Raw genomic sequence first — 16,258 nt, forward strand, 5'->3', positions numbered from 1 at the left:
AAGCTGTGCGGCATCCTGCTGGAGGCCGCGGTGGCGCCTGACCGGTCCGTCGACTGGATCGTCGCCGGCATCGGCGTGAACGTCGCCCATCACCCGCAGCTGGCCGACTACAACGCCACCAGCCTGCATGCCGCCGGCGCCCGCGACGCGACGGTCGAGACGGTGCTGGAACGGCTGGCCGCGGCGCTGGATGTGCGCCTGGCGGAGTGGCGGGCCGAAGGCTTCGACGCCACCCGGGCGGCCTGGCTGGGCCGCGCCGTAGGCCTCGGCGCCCGCATCACGGTGCGGCTGGAGACCGAGACGCTGGTGGGCGTGTTCGAGCATATCGACCCGACCGGCGCTCTGATCTTGCGCACCGACACCGGCCGGCACAGCATCACCGCGGGCGACGTCTTCTTCGGGAGGGGCTGAGATGCTTCTCGCCATCGATGCGGGCAACACCAACATCGTCTTCGCGGTGTTCGACGGCGCCCAGCAGAAGGGCCAGTGGCGCATCGCCACCGACAGCCGCCGCACCTCGGACGAATATGCCGTCTGGCTGGTCTCGCTGATGGCGATGCGGGGCTTGCGCCCGGTCGACGTCACCCGCTCGATCCTGTCCAGCGTGGTGCCGGCCGCCACCTTCAACCTGGCCAAGCTGTGCCGCGACCATTTCGGCACCGACCCGATGCGCGTCGGCGACCCGTCGGTCGAGCTCGGCATCAAGAACCTGCTGCGCAACCCGCGCGAGGCCGGCGCCGACCGCCTGGTCAACGCCGTCTCCGCCGGGGCCAGCTATCCCAAGCCGCTGATCGTGGTCGATATCGGCACCGGCACCACCTTCGACGTGGTCAACGCCGATGGCGATTTCCTCGGCGGCATCATCGCCCCGGGACCCCAGCTGGCGCTTGACGCGTTGCACAAGGTGGCGGCCCAGCTGCCGAAGGTCGAGATCGTGCGGCCGGAGCAGGTGATCGGCTACGGCACCATCAGTGCCATGCAATCCGGCATGTTCTGGGGCTATCTCAGCATGATCGAAGGCCTGATCACCCGCATCAAGGCCGAGCTGTCGCCGACCGGCACGCCGCCGGTGACGGTGGTGACGACCGGAGGCCTCGGTAGCGTTTTCGCCCAGGCGACCCATATGATCGACCACATCGACAGCGAACTGACCCTGCGCGGACTGCGCCTCATCTACGAGCGAAACGCCACCACATGACTGCCTCTCCCGCGGCCAACGGCCCCGACGACGCCCTCTATTTCCTGCCGCTCGGCGGCGCCGGCGAGATCGGGATGAACCTGTATCTCTACGGTCACGCGGGCCGCTGGCTGATGGTCGATTGCGGGGTGACCTTCGCCGACGAATCGGTGCCGGGCGTCGACCTGATCGTGCCCGACCCGGTGTTCATCGAGCAGCGGCGCGACAATCTGCTGGGCCTCGTCGTCACCCATGCGCATGAGGACCATATCGGCGCCATCACGCTGCTGTGGCCCGATTTGCGCTGCCCGATCTACGCCACGCCCTTCACCGCCGCGGTGCTGCGGATCAAGCTGCGCGAGACCGATTTTGCCGACCGCGTGCCGATCATCGAGGTGCCGCTGGGCGGCGATGTCGAGATCGGCCCGTTCGGCGTCGGCTTCATCACCATGACCCATTCGGTGCCGGAGCCGAACGCCCTGGTGATCCGCACTCGCCATGGCAACGTCATCCACACCGGCGACTGGAAGCTGGACCCGGCGCCGCAGATCGGCGCGGTGACCGACGAGCCGAAACTGCGCCGGCTCGGCGACGAGGGCGTGGTCGCGGTGATGGGCGACAGCACCAACGCCCTCAACCCCGGCCGCTCCGGCTCCGAGGAGGATGTGCGCAAGGGCCTGGCCGAGGTGATCGCGGCCCAGCCGAACCGCGTCGTCGTCACCTGCTTCTCCTCCAACGTCGCGCGCATCCACAGCGTGGCGCTGGCGGCGCAGGCGGCCGGGCGGCAATGCGCCCTGGTCGGCCGGTCGTTGTGGAAGATCATGGAGGCGGCGCAGAGCACCGGCTACATGACCGACCTGCCCGAGCCCTTCGTGCGCGAGGACCAGGCGGGATACATCCCGCGCGACAAGATCGTGCTGATCTGCACCGGCAGCCAGGGCGAGGCGCGGTCGGCCCTGTCCCGCATCGCCGGCGACAGCCACCCGCACATCACGCTGGAGGCCGGGGACACGGTGATCTTCTCGGCCCGCGAGATCCCGGGGAACGAGAAGGCGATCGGCCGGGTGCAGAACGCGCTGGTCGGCGCGGGCATCACCCTGATCACGCCGGACGACGCCAATGTCCATTGCTCCGGCCACCCGGCGCGGGACGAGCTGACCACGCTCTACCAGTGGCTGAAGCCGCAGGCGGTGGTGCCGGTGCATGGCGAAGAGCGGCACATGCGCGCCCATGCGGCGCTGGCCGAGGCCGGGCAGGTGAAGCAGACGCTGATCCCGCGCAACGGTGCCATGATCCGCCTGGCGCCGGGGCCGCTGGAGATCGTCGACAATGTCGAGCACGGCAAGCTGGCGCTGGACGGGCACCATCTGGTGCCGATCGGGGGCGAGGCGATCCGCGACCGCCAGCGCATCATCCACAACGGCGCCGCGGTGGTGACCCTGGTGCTGGACCGCGACGGCCGCCTGGCCGCCGACCCGAAGGTGGCGCTGCTGGGCATCGAGGACGCCGAGGACCAGGCCGACAGCGAGGCCGAGGTGGCGGAGGAGGTGCGCCAGGCGCTCGAGACCCTGCCGCGGGCCCAGCGCAACGACGACACCGCGATCACCGAGGCGGCGCGGGTGACGGTGCGGCGCACGATCCGCAACTGGCACGGCAAGAAGCCGGTCACCGAAGTGCATCTGGTGCGGCTGTAGGGGTCGAAGGGCCGCCTCTTACGCCCCTTCTCCTGTCATTGCCGGGCTTGACCCGGCAATCCAGGGCCCCCAGAGCGGCATCGACAGTCTCTGGATGCCCGGGTCAAGCCCGGGCATGACACTATGGAGCAGGGCAAGGACCAGCCCGGAGGAAGCGCAGCATGATCGGCCGCCTCAACCACGTCGCCATCGCCGTGCCGGACCTGCCGGCCGCGGTGACGCTGTACGGCGAGACGCTGGGGGCGGAGGTGTCGGCGCCGGTCGACCTGCCGGAGCACGGCGTCACCACCGTCTTCGTCACCCTGCCCAACACCAAGATCGAGCTGCTGCACCCGCTGGGCGAGGCCTCGCCGATCGCGAAGTTCCTGGAGCGCAACCCGAAGGGCGGCATCCACCACCTCTGCTACGAGGTCGAGGACATCCGGGCGGCCCGCGACCGGCTGGTCGCGGCGGGGCTGCGCGTGCTCGGCGACGGCGAGCCGAAGATCGGCGCCCATGGCAAGCCGGTGCTGTTCCTGCACCCGGCCGACTTGGCCGGCACCCTGACCGAGATCGAGCAGGTCTGAGCCCTTGGTCGAGCTCTCTCGCAGGAGACCCGTCATTGCGAGCGCAGCGAAGCAATCCAGGGGCCAGTGCGAACCGGCCCCTGGATTGCTTCGTCGGCTTCGCCTCCTCGCAATGACGATCCTTTGCATCGGCAGTCCGGCCTGAGTGCCTCGCGCAGACCGGCCAGGACGAAAAGCCCCATGCCTCCGGCCGGTCCGGACGGGTAAGGAGAGAGAACACTCCGGGAGGGAACGCATGGGCCTGGTCAGCGGCATCGTCGTCTTCGTCATCATCTGGTGGACCGTGATCTTCGCGGTCCTACCCTGGGGCGTGCGGCCCGAGGTCGACGAGGCGCAGCCGGGCCATCAGGTCGGGGCGCCGGCCAATCCGCGGATCTGGCGCAAGGTGCTGATCACCACCGCCATCACTGTCGTGTTATGGGTGGTGATCGACGTCCTCATCACCGAGAACGTGTTCTCCTTCCGGGACTGGGCGGAATCATGGACGAAAGCGCAGCAGTGACGGATCCGGCGCCGCTGAAAGGCTATTGCGCCATCGCCGAACGCGACCCGCTGCACAAGGCCTATCACGACACCGAATACGGCTTCCCGGCCCGCGACGACGCGGTGCTGTTCGAGCGGCTGATCCTCGAGATCAACCAGGCCGGCCTGTCCTGGGACCTGATGCTCAAGAAGCGCGAGACCTTCCGCCAGGCCTATGCCGGCTTCGACATCGACAGGGTGGCGGCCTTCGGCGACGCCGATCGCGCCCGGCTGCTGGCCGACCCCGGCGTCATCCGCAACCGGCTGAAGGTCGACGCCGCGATCGACAACGCCAAGCGGCTTCAGGCAATCCGGGAGAGTCATGGCAGCTTCGCCGCCTGGCTCGACGCCCATCACCCGCTGACCAAGGCGGAGTGGGTGAAGCTGTTCAAGAAGACCTTCCGCTTCACCGGCGGCGAGATCGTCAACGAGTTCCTGATGAGCCTGGGCTACCTGCAGGGCACGCATCACCCAGGCTGCCCGATCTACGACACGATCCTGAAGCTCGACCCGCCCTGGCGGCGTGGCGGCTGAGAGGGCGGCCCTCTCCCATCTTCATTGCTTCGCTGCGCTCGCAATGACGGTGTCATGGTGCGGCCGGTCGGGATAGAGGCATCAGGGACCGGTCGTATCCACGCACAAAAAAACGGCAGGGCCGAAGCGCCTGCCGGTCGAAAACCTGTCTTATTAATTGTGTCCGGCGGATTTAAGTCCTGCCGTCACTCCCGACAGTTTCCTCCCTAAACTCGAGCCTGCCCTTGTCATTGCTTTTGTTCAGGCGAGGCGGACCTTAGCGAGGTTAAACGCGGCTGTCACGCAGAATCGCATGCCCCCCATGCGGTCAGATCAGGGCAAATTTGCACACAAACAAAACCGCCAGGATCGCCACCGCCGGATGGATGTCGCGCACACGTCCCGCGAGTGCCTTGATGCCGACATAGGTGATGAAGCCGAAGGCTATTCCGTGGGCGATTGAGTAGGTCAGCGGCATCGCGATGGCGCAGACCACTGCGGGCACGAACTCGGTCGCATCCTCCCAGTCGATCTCGGACAGGCCGCGCACCATCAGGCAGGCGACGAACAGCAGGGCCGGGGCGGTGGCGAAGGCCGGGATGCTGGTGGCCAGCGGCGCCAGGAACAGGCACAGCAGGAACAGGATCGCGACCACCACCGCCGTCAGCCCGGTGCGGCCGCCGGCATTCACCCCGGCCGCGCTCTCGATATAGCTGGTGACGGTCGAGGTGCCGAGCGCCGAGCCCAAGCAGGCCATGGTGCTGTCGGCCAGGAGGGCCTTTCGCAGCCGCGGCAGCCGGCCCTGCGCGTCCAGCAGGCCGGCGCGGTGCGCCACACCGATCAGCGTGCCGGCATTGTCGAACAGGTCGACGAACAGGAAGGCGAAGACGATGCTGATCAGCCCGACATGCACCGCGCCCGACAGGTCGAGCTGCAGGAAGGTCGGGGCCAGCGACGGCGGCAGGTCGACGATGCCGTTGAACTGCGACACGCCCAGCAGGATGCCGGCCACGGTGACGCCGAGGATGGCGATGATGATGGCGCCTGTGACCCGCAGCGCCACCAGCGCCGCCATGACGATGAAGCCGATCGCCGCCAGGATCGTCGGCACGGCGTGCAGGTTGCCGATGCCGACCATGGTCGCCGGGTTGGCGGCGATGACGCCGGCGTTCTGGAGCGCGATGATGCCGAGGAACAGGCCGATGCCGGCCGAGATCGCCATCTTCAGCGACCGCGGGATGCTGTTCACGATCGCTTCCCGGATCGGCAGGATGCTGATCACCAGGAACAGCACGCCGGACAGGAACACGGCGCCCAGGGCGACCTGCCAGGAATAGCCCATCTGCCCGACCACGGTGTAGGCGAAATAGGCGTTCAGCCCCATGCCCGGCGCCATAGCGATCGGGTAGTTGGCGTAGAAGCCCATGAAGGCCGACGCCACCGCCGAGGCCAGGCAGGTGGCCACGAACACGGCGCCGTGGTCCATCCCGGTGGTGGCCAGGATCTGCGGGTTGACGAAGATGATATACGCCATCGTCAGGAAGGTGGTCGCACCCGCGAGAATCTCGGTGCGCACCGTGGTGCCGTGTTCGGACAGTCCGAACAGACGCTCGAGCATGATGCTGACCCCTCCGGTCGCCGCATGTGAAGGAATTGCGGCAATTATCGGGAGATTCGCCGGCCCGCGGAACCCCGCATGGACAGGCCGCCGGTCCTTCCCTAAAGTCGCGCGCCTGTGTTTCTCAACGGTTCCAGACGGAAGCCCGCTCGATGCGCCTGTCCCAGTTCTTCCTGCCCACCCTGAAGGAGAATCCCAGCGAGGCGCAGATCGTGTCGCACCGGCTGATGCTGCGCGCCGGCATGATCCGGCAGCAGGCGGCCGGCATCTATTCGTGGCTGCCGCTGGGCTTCCGGGTGCTGAAGAAGATCGAGCAGGTGGTGCGCGAGGAGCAGGACCGCTTCGGCTGCCAGGAGATCCTGATGCCGACGATCCAGCCGGCCGATCTGTGGCGCGAGAGCGGCCGCTACGATGATTACGGCAAGGAGATGCTGCGCATCCGCGACCGCAGCGACCGCGACATGCTGTACGGGCCGACCAACGAGGAGATGGTCACCGACATCTTCCGGTCGTCGGTGAAGAGCTACAAGCAGCTGCCGCAGCTGCTGTACCACATCCAGTGGAAGTTCCGGGACGAGGTGCGCCCCCGTTTCGGCGTGATGCGCGGCCGCGAGTTCCTGATGAAGGACGCCTACAGCTTCGACATCGACTACGAGTCGGCGCGGCGGTCGTACAACAAGTTCTTCGTCTGCTACCTCAGCACCTTCGCCCGGCTGGGGCTGAAAGCGGTGCCGGTGAAGGCCGACACCGGCCCGATCGGCGGCGACCTGAGCCACGAGTTCCAGATCCTGGCCGAGACCGGCGAGAGCCAGGTCTATGTCGACCCGCGCCTGCTGGAGCTGGACACCGAAGCCCGCCAGCTCGGCCCCGATGACGACCTGGCCGCCTTCGTCGACCGCGTCACCGGCCTCTACGCCGCGGCGGACGAGATGCACGACGCGGCCAAATGCCCGGTGCCGGAGAATGAGCTGCAGACTCGGCGCGGCATCGAGGTCGGCCACATCTTCTATTTCGGCACCAAGTACTCGGCGCCGATGGGTGCGACCGTGGCCGGGCCGGACGGCACGCCGCGGCCGGTCGAGATGGGCAGCTACGGCATCGGCGTGTCGCGCCTGGTCGGCGCCATCATCGAGGCCAGCCACGACGATGCCGGCATCATCTGGCCGGATTCGGTGGCGCCCTTCGATGTCGGCCTGATCAATCTGAAGCCGGGCGACGCCACCTGCGACGCGGTGGCCCAGGACCTGTACCAGCGCTTCCGCAACGCCGGGCTGGACCCCCTCTATGACGACCGCGACGAGCGGGCGGGGGCGAAGTTCGCCGAGATGGACCTGATCGGCCTGCCCTGGCAGGTGGTGATCGGCCCGCGCGGCGCCGCCAACGGCGTGGCCGAGATCAAGCGCCGCGCCACCGGCGAGAAGATCGAGCTGCCGCTCGACGCGGTGGTGGCGCGGATCAAGGGCTGAGCCCGCGACCCGCCGGAGCCCGCATGTTCAACGCCTTCGAACGGAAAGTTGCCTTCCGCTACCTGCGGGCCCGCAGGAAGGAAGGCTTCATCTCCGTCATCGCCGGCTTCTCCTTCGCCGGCATCCTGCTGGGCGTGGCGACGCTGATCATCGTCATGTCGGTGATGAACGGCTTCCGCGCCCAGCTGGTGCAGCGCGTGCTGGGCCTCGACGCCCATCTCAAGGTCAGTGCCGCGGCCGGCGCCGGCGTGCCGGATTACGGCCCGCTGGCCGACCGGCTGCGGCAGGTTCCGGGCGTGGTGCGGGTGTCGCCGGTGATCGAGGATCAGGCCCTGGTCAGCCGGGAGTCCGACTTCACCAGCTTCCAGGGGGCGCCGGCGGCGGTGGAGGGCGTGGATCCGGCGGATTTCCTCGGCCGCCCGGCGATCGCCCGGTCGATCCTGATCGACAGGCCGGAGGATTTCTCCGGCACCGACGGCATCGCCATCGGCAGCGGCCTGGCGGGCCAGTTCGGCGTCCGGCTGGGCGACGAGCTGACGCTGGTCACGCCGCATTTCAACCGCACCGCCTTCGGCTCGGTGCCGCGGGCCAAGACCTACACGGTGGTGGCGATCTTCACCACCGGGCTGCAGGAGCCGGACACCGCGACCGTCTACATGCCGCTCGCGGCGGCGCAGCAGCTGTTCCAGATGAAGGACCAGGCCGGCGGCCTCGACATCTTCACCACCGATCCGGAGCGGCTGGACGCGGTGCGGGCGAAGGTGGCGGAGATCGCGGGACCGGACCTCAAGGTGTCGGATTGGCGCGATGCCAATGCCACCATCTTCACGGCGCTGCAGGTCGAGCGCAGCGTGATGTTCGTCATCCTGACCCTGATCATCCTGGTGGCCGCCTTCAACATCATCTCCAGCCTGGTGATGCTGGTGAAGGACAAGGGCGGCGACATCGCCATCCTGCGCACCATGGGCGCATCGCGCGGCGCCATCCTGCGCATCTTCTTCCTGGCCGGGGCCACCATCGGCGTGGTCGGCACCCTGGCCGGGCTGGCCCTGGGCCTCGGCCTCGCCGCCAATATCGATGCCATTCGCCTGTGGCTGCAGGGCGTGCTCGGCCCCGACACCTTCGCCGCCGAGTTCAGCTTCCTGGCCTCGCTGCCGGCCCTGGTCGATCCGGGCCAGGTGGTCTCGGTCTGCCTCCTGGCTATCGGCCTGACCTTCCTGGCCTCGATCTTCCCGGCCTGGCGGGCCGCCCGGCTCGATCCGGTGGAGGCCCTGCGCTATGAGTGACGCCGCCATGAGCAATGCCGCTGAGGTGCTGCGCCTCGAAGGGATCCGCCGCAGCTTCCACCAGGGCGAGACCCGGCTGGACGTGCTGCGCGGCGCCGAACTGTCGCTGGCCGGGGGCGAGATCGTCGCCCTGGTCGGCCCCAGCGGCGCCGGCAAGTCGACCCTGCTGCACATCGCCGGCCTGCTGGAGCAGCCGGATGGCGGCACCATCACCATCGCCGGCCAGCGCTGCGACGGGCTGGGCGACGGGCCGCGCACGGCGCTGCGCCGCTCCGCCATCGGCTTCGTCTACCAGTTCCACCATCTGCTGCCGGAGTTCAGCGCCATCGAGAATGTGGTGCTGCCGCAGATGATCGCCGGCCGCCCACGCTCCGAGGCGCGCCAGCATGGGCGGGAGCTGCTGGCCCGGGTCGGGCTGGCCGGACGGCTGGAGCATCGCCCGGCGCAGCTGTCCGGCGGCGAGCAGCAGCGCGTCGCCATCGCCCGGGCGCTGGCCAACGCGCCGAAGGTGCTGATCGCCGACGAGCCGACCGGTAATCTCGACCACACCACCTCGGAGGCGGTGTTCGAGATGCTGCTGGACGTGGTGCGCTCGACCGGCGTCGGCGCCCTGATCGCGACCCACAACCTGGAGCTGGCCGAGCGCATGGACCGGGTGGTGGAGATGCGCGACGGCGTGCTGGCGGCGCGCTGATGTTCAACGCCTTCGAACGCGCCGTCGCCTTCCGCTACCTGCGGGCCCGCCGCGGCCAGGGCTTCGTCTCGCTGATCGCCGGCTTCTCGCTGCTCGGCATCATCATCGGCGTCGCCACGCTGATCACCGTCACCTCGGTGATGAACGGCTTCCAGACCGAGCTGCTGGCCCGGTTCCTCGGCTTCAACGCCCATGTCAGCGTCGTGCCGCTGGGCGGCCGCGACATGGCGGACTATCAGGCGCGGGCCGACCGGCTGCGCGCGGTCGACGGCGTCACCAAGGTGATCCCGGTGGCCGAGGGCCAGGCGCTGGCCAGCGCCGGCAAGGCCTCGGCCGGCGTGCAGATCCGCGGCGAGAGCCCGGAGGATTTCCTGGCCCGGCCGCTGGTGGCGCAGGACCTGCAGCTGCAGGCCCCCGGCGCCTTCACCGGCGGCGACGCGGTGGCGATCGGCCGCGGCCTGGCCGAGAAGCTGGGCCTTTCCCTTGGCGGCAAGCTGACCCTGCTGGCGCCGGGCGCGGGAGGGCAGGGGGAGCCGTCCGCCGGCCCGGTCGCTCGCGCCTTCACCGTGGTCGCGATCTTCGATGCCGGGCTGTACCAGTTCGACAGCGGGGTCGCCGTGCTGCCGTTGCCGGCGGCGCAGTCGCTGCTCGGCCTCCAGGGCGTCACCCGGCTCGACGTCAATGTCCGCGACCCGGAGCGGATCGGCGACATCGCCAGGCCGCTGCAGGAGGCGGCCGGCTCCGGCGTCCGCTTCTTCGACTGGAAGCAGGCCCTGTCCGGCTATCTCGACATCGTTGCCGGACAGCGCAACGTGATCTTCGTGATCCTGTCGCTGATCGTTCTGGTGGCGGCCTTCAACATCATCTCCAGCCTGATCATGCTGGTGAAGGAGAAGGGGGCGGACATCGCCATCCTGCGCACCATGGGCGCGTCCCGCGGGTCGATCCTGCGCATCTTCTTCCTGGCCGGCGCCACCATCGGCGTCATCGGCACCGTGGCCGGGCTCGGCCTCGGCATTGCCCTGGCCGACAGCCTGGAGGCGCTGCGGCAATGGCTGCAGCAGCTGACCGGCACGCCGATCTTCGACCCGCGGCAATACTCCCTGACCCGGATCCCGACCGAGATCGACGCCGGCGAGGTGATGCTGGTCTGCGGCATGGCGCTGGCGCTGTCGCTGCTGGCCTCGATCTACCCCGCCTGGCGCGCCGCCCGTCTCGACCCGGTCGAGGCGCTGCGGTACGAGTGAGCGGCTTGCCGGGATTGGAGTGATACTCTAGTATCACTTCATGCGTACCGAACTGGTGACGACCCTCAAGCGCAAAGCCACAGATCTTCTCGCCGAGCTGGAACGGGATCGCGAGCCGATCCTGATCACCCAGCACGGGCTGCCGAGCGCTTACCTCGTCGATGTCGAGACCTTCGAGACCCTGCAGCGCCGGATGGAATTGCTCGAAGGCATCGCCCGTGGTGAGCAGGCGGTCGAGGAAGGACGGACACTCACGCAGGACGGGGCCATGCAGCGCATGGCGCGATGGCTGAAATAGTCTGGACCGAACCGGCGCTGAGCGACCTGGATGCGATCGCCGACCATATCGCGATCGAGGATCGGGCCGCAGCGCAGCGCTTGGTTCAGCGCGTGTTCCAGCATGTCGGGCGCTTGGCGGACCATCCGCGTCTGGGGCCGAAGCCGCCGGAGCTTGCCGATTCCCGATATCGGCAGATCGTCGAGCCACCCTGTCGCATCTTCTATCGAGAGGATGGAGACCGGGTCTTCATCCTTCACGTGATGCGCGGGGAGCGGCTTCTCCGGCCCGAGCTTCTAGCCGCCCGATCAACGTCGTAGATCCGGCGGCAGCCGCTGCAATACGCTATGACTAGCTCGTCGCCCGATTCCTCCGGGCCGTCCCCGATCCGTCGCCGCGAGGCTGTACCGCCGCCATGACACACGCCGATTTCGTCCATCTGCGCGTGCACAGCGCCTATTCCCTCTCGGAAGGGGCGATCAAGATCAAGGAGCTGGTCGGCATCTGCAAGAAGCTGCAGATGCCCGCGGTGGCGGTCACCGACAACGGCAACCTGTTCGGCGCGCTGGAATTCTCCTTCGCCGCCAAGGATTACGGCATCCAGCCGATCATCGGCACCATCCTCGCCATCACCCGGGCGGAGACCGAGTCGGGCGCCCGCGTCGGTGGCCCGGCGATCGCCGAGCCCGACTGCCTGGTGCTGCTGGCCCAGAACGAGGCCGGCTACGAGAACCTGATGGCGCTCACCAGCCGCGCTTATCTGGAGACCGAGCAGGGGCTGGCGCCGCAACTCGCACTGGAAGCGCTGGAGGGGCACACCGAAGGCGTGATCGCCCTGACCGGCGGGCCGCGCGGCCCGGTCGGCCGCCTGTTGCTGGCCGAGCATCCGGAGCGGGCGGCGGGCACGCTGCGCTACCTGAAGACGCTGTTCCCCGGCCGGCTCTATGTCGAGCTGATGCGCCACGGCATGGAGGAGGAGGACAGGATCGAGGCCGGGCTGATCGACCTCGCCTACCAGGAGGACGTGCCGCTCGTCGCCACCAATGACTGCTTCTTCGCCGGCGAGGACATGTACGAGGCGCATGACGCCCTCTTGTGCATCGCCGACGGCACCTATGTGGTCGAGGCCAACCGCCGGCGGGTGACGCGCGACCACCGCTTCCGCACGGCCGAGGAGATGCGCCAGCTCTTCGCCGACCTGCCGGAGGCGGTCGACAACACGCTGGTGATCGCCCGGCGCTGCGCCTTCATGCCGAAGAAGCGCAACCCGATCCTGCCAGCCTTCACCGGCGATGCCGGCCGCAGCGAGGCCGAGGAGCTGCGGGCCCAGGCGCATGAAGGACTGAAGGCCCGGCTGGAGGCGCATGTCTATACGCCGGAGATGGCGGCCGAGGAGCGCGAGGCGGTGCGGGAGAAATACACCGCCCGGCTCGACTACGAGCTCGACGTCATCGAGAAGATGGGCTTCCCGGGCTACTTCCTGATCGTCTCGGACTTCATCAAATGGTCCAAGGCGCACGACATCCCGGTCGGGCCGGGCCGCGGCTCCGGCGCCGGCTCGGCCGTCGCCTGGGCGCTGACCATCACCGATCTCGACCCGCTGCGCTTCGGCCTGCTGTTCGAGCGGTTCCTGAACCCCGAGCGCGTGTCGATGCCGGACTTCGACATCGACTTCTGCCAGGACCGGCGCGACGAGGTGATCACCTATGTCCGCGACCGCTACGGCCACGACCGGGTGGCGCAGATCATCACCTTCGGTAAGCTGCAGGCCCGCGCCGTGCTGCGCGACGTCGGCCGCGTGCTGCAGATGCCCTATGGCCAGGTCGACCGCATCTGCAAGCTGGTGCCGAACAACCCGGCCAACCCGGTCACCCTGGCCCAGGCGATCGAGGGCGAGCCGGCACTGCAGCAGGAGCGCGACAACGACCCCCAGGTGCGCCACCTGATCGACCTGGCGATGAAGCTGGAGGGCCTCTATCGCCACGCCTCGACCCACGCCGCCGGCGTGGTCATCGGCGACCGGCCGCTGCATGAGCTGGTGGCGCTGTACCGAGACCCGCGCTCGCCGATCCCGGCCACCCAGTTCAACATGAAGTATGTCGAGCAGGCCGGGCTGGTGAAGTTCGACTTCCTCGGCCTGAAGACCCTGACCGTGCTGCGCACGGCGGAGAACCTGCTGAAGGCCAGCGGCCTCGACATCGACCTGGCGAAGATCCCGCTGGACGACCCCGTCACCTACACCATGCTCGGGCGGGCGGAGTCGACCGGCGTGTTCCAGCTGGAAAGCTCGGGCATGCGCGACGTGCTGCGCCGGATGAAGCCGAACCGGGTCGAGGACATCATCGCGCTGGTGGCGCTGTACCGCCCCGGCCCGATGGACAACATCCCCACCTACATCGAGGTGAAGAACGGCACCAAGGCACCGGACTACCTGCACCCGTCGCTGCAGCCGATACTGGAAGAGACCTACGGCATCATGGTCTATCAGGAGCAGGTGATGCAGGTGGCGCAGACGCTGGCGGGCTATTCGCTCGGCGGCGCCGACCTTCTCCGCCGCGCCATGGGCAAGAAGATCAAGGCGGAGATGGATGCCCAGAAGAGGACCTTCGTCGAGGGCGCGTCCGCCCGCGGCGTGCCGGAGGGGCAGGCCGCCAACATCTTCGACCAGGTCGAGAAGTTCGCCGGCTACGGCTTCAACAAGTCCCACGCCGCCGCCTATGCCATCGTCGCCTACCAGACCGCCTATCTGAAGGCCAACCATCCGGTCGAGTTCCTGGCCGCGTCGATGACGCTCGACCTCGGCAACACCGACAAGCTGAACGTCTTCCGGCAGGAGCTGTCGCGGCTGGGCATCAAGCTGCTGATCCCGGACATCAACAAGTCGGACGCGGTCTTCGCCGTGGAGGTGCTGCCGGACGGCAAGAAGGCCATCCGCTACGCCCTCGGCGCCATCAAGGGCGTCGGGCCCGAGGCGATGCGCAGCCTGGTGCAGGAGCGCGAGCGCGGCGGGCCGTTCAAAGACCTGTTCGACCTGGCCCGGCGGCTCGACCTCAAGCTGCTGAACAAGCGCCAGCTGGAGAACCTGGCCCGGGCCGGCGCCTTCGATTCGATCGACAACAACCGCGCCCGCGTCGTCGCCTCCTTCGAGACGCTGCTGCGCTATGCCCACACCGTGGCGGCGGAGCGCGACAGCGGCCAGATCGGCCTGTTTGGCGGCCCGGCCGGCGGGGGCCTCAGCGCGCCGCCGCTACCGACCATCCCGGACTGGGATTCGATGGAGCGGCTGAAGCAGGAGTTCGACGCGGTCGGCTTCTACCTCTCGGCCCATCCGCTCGACACCTACAACACCAAGCGCCTGGGCTCGGTGCGTTCGGCCGAGATCGGCCAGAAGATGCGGCTCGGCCATACCCAGCTCCGCCTCGCCGGCATCCTGATGGCCAAGCGCGAGATGACGACCAAGACCGGCAACCGGATGTGCTTCGGCACCTTCTCCGATGCCAGCGGCGTGTTCGAGGTCACCTTCTTCGCCGAGACCCTGGCCACGGCGCGGCAGCTGCTCGAGGTCGGCGCCGCTCTGGCCATGGCGGTGGAGATCCAGAGCCGCGGCGAGGAGCTGCGGCTGACCGCACTGTCGGTCGAGCCGATCGACCAGGCCCTGGCGAAGAGCGCCGCCCGCTTCGTGATCTATGTCGACGGGGTGCAGGCGATCCAGCCGCTGCATGGGCTTCTGGACCGCGAAGGGCAGGGGCGCTGCAAGGTCAACCTGCAGCTGCTGCTGTCGCCGACCGAGGAGGTCGAGATCGAGCTGCCCGGCGGCTATGCGGTGGGCGGCAAGGCCAAGGCGGCGCTGAAATCGGTGCCCGGCGTGCTCAGCGTCGAGGAGTTCTGAGGCGGGGGACGGAGAACCGGACTCTCCATATGCCCAACTGTCATCCTCGGGCTTGACCCGAGGATCCAGGGGCGGCCAGAGCGGCTCTTGGTGGCCCCTGGATTGCCGGGTCAAGCCCGGCAATGACAAAAAGGGGAATGCGCCGCTATCAGAGCTCCTTGCCGTCCGGCGGGCCGAAATCCACGAGATCGGACTGATTTTCTTCGGTAATGCCCTTCAAAAGGGGATCGAGATCAGCGCCCACGATGCCGTCCTCCAGGGCCGGCTCGATGACGATACCCCCGCTTTCCGGCCAGACATCCACCGACTGGCCAATCGAGATCTGGGCGACCTGCATGATCGAGGCGGGGATGCGAACGGCGGCGCTATTGCCCCATTTCCTGATGTTCGTCCGCATCGTGGCCTCCTGGTGCCGAAGCTTGGGTCGGGAAGGTTGGAATGAATGATGGTCGGTGTGGCCGGGACTTGTCGATAGATCGCGATCCCGCTTGCCCGGCCGCGAGCCCCCTCGCTACAAACGCCGGAGCCGGGGGCACCGTCCTCCGACCGCACCGGAGGGCATGCGACCGGGCCGGCACCGTCCGGGTCGTCGCCGCTGCGCTCCCACCGAGTTCGCACCATGAGTGACGACGCCGATCACGGCATCCGTTTCGGGCGGATCGCCGCCATGCTCCCGGTCCGCGACATGGATCGGGCGCATACCTTCTACACCTCCGTCCTGGGCTTCCGGAAAACCTTCCAGAACGGCGACCCGGTCGGCTTCATGATCCTGAAGCGCGACGGGGCGGAGCTGCATCTGACGCTGCAGCCCCAGCACAAGGCGGCGCCGTTCAACGTGGCCCACCTGATGGTCGAGGACGCTGAAGCCCTGCACCGGATCTGCCGGGCGCATGGGCTGCGTATCATCAAGGGCCTGCGCGATCAGGAATACGGCCTGCGCGCCTTCGTCTTCGAGGATCCCGACGGCAACCGCATCGATGTCGGCCAGCCGATCTGACCTGTTGTCGCACCGCTTGTTGCCGAGGCGCCGCCGCGCTTGAGTGGAGGCATCGCGGAGACTCGGGGCCGGCATGGCTGACACCGCAGCGGAGATGGCGGCAGCACCGCCGGGCCTGGGGCAGATCTTCCTGGCCTTCGCCAAGATCGGGCTGACCAGCTTCGGCGGCGGGCTCAGCGGCTGGATGCTGCGCGAGTTCGTGCAGAACCGGCGCTGGGTGTCCGAGGCCGATTTCCTCAACGGCCTCGCCTTGGCCCAGGCCTTTCCCGGCGTGAACGTGGTCAATCTGTCGCTGTGGATCGGCTTCCGCCT

The 16,258-nt window shown here is 68.3% G+C and carries 17 protein-coding genes; 15 read left to right on the forward strand and 2 right to left on the reverse strand.

The window, feature by feature from the left end; all coding sequences use genetic code 11:
* The 6 genes from P409_RS09120 to P409_RS09145 all read left to right on the forward strand — a co-directional run.
* On the forward strand, positions 1-411 hold a 411-nt coding region (locus P409_RS09120), incomplete at its 5' end, for a biotin--[acetyl-CoA-carboxylase] ligase (protein ID WP_034834541.1).
* A gap of 1 nt (position 412) precedes the next feature.
* Complete coding sequence (locus P409_RS09125; protein ID WP_034834542.1) at positions 413-1,198, forward strand: type III pantothenate kinase; 786 nt, start codon at positions 413-415, stop codon at positions 1,196-1,198.
* Entirely contained in the window at positions 1,195-2,871 is a 1,677-nt protein-coding gene (locus P409_RS09130) for a ribonuclease J (protein ID WP_052120246.1), read from the forward strand. The genes P409_RS09125 and P409_RS09130 overlap by 4 nt, the downstream gene beginning before the upstream one ends.
* A 161-nt stretch (positions 2,872-3,032) precedes the next feature.
* Complete coding sequence (mce, locus tag P409_RS09135) at positions 3,033-3,437, forward strand: methylmalonyl-CoA epimerase (protein ID WP_034834543.1); 405 nt, start codon at positions 3,033-3,035, stop codon at positions 3,435-3,437.
* A gap of 235 nt (positions 3,438-3,672) precedes the next feature.
* A complete protein-coding gene (locus P409_RS09140) occupies positions 3,673-3,939 on the forward strand; it encodes a DUF1467 family protein (RefSeq protein WP_034834544.1) in 267 nt (88 codons plus the stop codon).
* Entirely contained in the window at positions 3,918-4,493 is a 576-nt protein-coding gene (locus P409_RS09145; protein WP_202964612.1) for a DNA-3-methyladenine glycosylase I, read from the forward strand. The genes P409_RS09140 and P409_RS09145 overlap by 22 nt, the downstream gene beginning before the upstream one ends.
* A 307-nt stretch (positions 4,494-4,800) precedes the next feature.
* Here P409_RS09145 and P409_RS09150 read toward each other — a convergent pair whose 3' ends face one another.
* Positions 4,801-6,090 carry an NCS2 family permease gene (locus P409_RS09150; RefSeq protein WP_034834545.1) on the reverse strand — a complete coding sequence of 430 codons (1,290 nt, stop codon included), beginning with the start codon at positions 6,088-6,090 and terminating at the stop codon, positions 4,801-4,803.
* 152 nt (positions 6,091-6,242) lie between these two features.
* On the opposite strand from P409_RS09150, the gene proS reads away from it, so the two are divergent.
* From proS to dnaE, 7 genes are all read left to right on the forward strand, one after another.
* The gene (gene proS, locus P409_RS09155) at positions 6,243-7,556 is read left to right on the forward strand and encodes a proline--tRNA ligase (protein ID WP_034834546.1); all 1,314 of its coding nucleotides are present in this window, start codon (positions 6,243-6,245) and stop codon (positions 7,554-7,556) included.
* Positions 7,557-7,579: 23 nt separating this feature from the next.
* Entirely contained in the window at positions 7,580-8,842 is a 1,263-nt protein-coding gene (locus P409_RS09160; RefSeq protein ID WP_034834547.1) for a lipoprotein-releasing ABC transporter permease subunit, read from the forward strand.
* On the forward strand, positions 8,835-9,536 hold the full coding sequence (locus tag P409_RS09165) for an ABC transporter ATP-binding protein (RefSeq protein ID WP_238578633.1): 702 nt from the start codon (positions 8,835-8,837) through the stop codon (positions 9,534-9,536). The genes P409_RS09160 and P409_RS09165 overlap by 8 nt, the downstream gene beginning before the upstream one ends.
* A complete protein-coding gene (locus tag P409_RS09170) occupies positions 9,536-10,783 on the forward strand; it encodes a lipoprotein-releasing ABC transporter permease subunit (RefSeq protein WP_052120248.1) in 1,248 nt (415 codons plus the stop codon). Before P409_RS09165 ends, P409_RS09170 begins: the two co-directional genes overlap by 1 nt.
* Before the next feature lie 40 nt (positions 10,784-10,823).
* On the forward strand, positions 10,824-11,081 hold the full coding sequence (locus P409_RS09175) for a type II toxin-antitoxin system Phd/YefM family antitoxin (protein WP_034834556.1): 258 nt from the start codon (positions 10,824-10,826) through the stop codon (positions 11,079-11,081).
* Positions 11,069-11,380, forward strand: coding sequence for a type II toxin-antitoxin system RelE/ParE family toxin (locus tag P409_RS37010; protein ID WP_081991383.1), 312 nt, complete (start codon positions 11,069-11,071; stop codon positions 11,378-11,380). The genes P409_RS09175 and P409_RS37010 overlap by 13 nt, the downstream gene beginning before the upstream one ends.
* A gap of 95 nt (positions 11,381-11,475) precedes the next feature.
* Positions 11,476-14,949 (forward strand): DNA polymerase III subunit alpha, encoded by a 3,474-nt coding sequence (dnaE, locus tag P409_RS09180; RefSeq protein ID WP_034834558.1) that lies wholly within the window; start codon positions 11,476-11,478, stop codon positions 14,947-14,949.
* Positions 14,950-15,097: 148 nt separating this feature from the next.
* Here dnaE and P409_RS09185 read toward each other — a convergent pair whose 3' ends face one another.
* Positions 15,098-15,346 carry an AbrB/MazE/SpoVT family DNA-binding domain-containing protein gene (locus tag P409_RS09185; protein ID WP_034834560.1) on the reverse strand — a complete coding sequence of 83 codons (249 nt, stop codon included), beginning with the start codon at positions 15,344-15,346 and terminating at the stop codon, positions 15,098-15,100.
* Positions 15,347-15,568: 222 nt separating this feature from the next.
* Here P409_RS09185 and P409_RS09190 point away from each other — a divergent pair, with 222 nt between their 5' ends.
* Both P409_RS09190 and P409_RS09195 read left to right on the forward strand, forming a co-directional pair.
* Positions 15,569-15,946, forward strand: a complete 378-nt coding sequence (locus tag P409_RS09190; protein WP_034834562.1) for a glyoxalase superfamily protein — start codon at positions 15,569-15,571, stop codon at positions 15,944-15,946.
* A 73-nt stretch (positions 15,947-16,019) separates the two neighbouring features.
* Positions 16,020-16,258: chromate transporter (locus P409_RS09195; RefSeq protein WP_034834567.1), on the forward strand; the 239-nt coding region annotated here is incomplete at its 3' end.

Source organism: Inquilinus limosus MP06 (assembly GCF_000767795.1).
In the GTDB taxonomy this organism is placed as follows: domain Bacteria; phylum Pseudomonadota; class Alphaproteobacteria; order DSM-16000; family Inquilinaceae; genus Inquilinus; species Inquilinus limosus_E.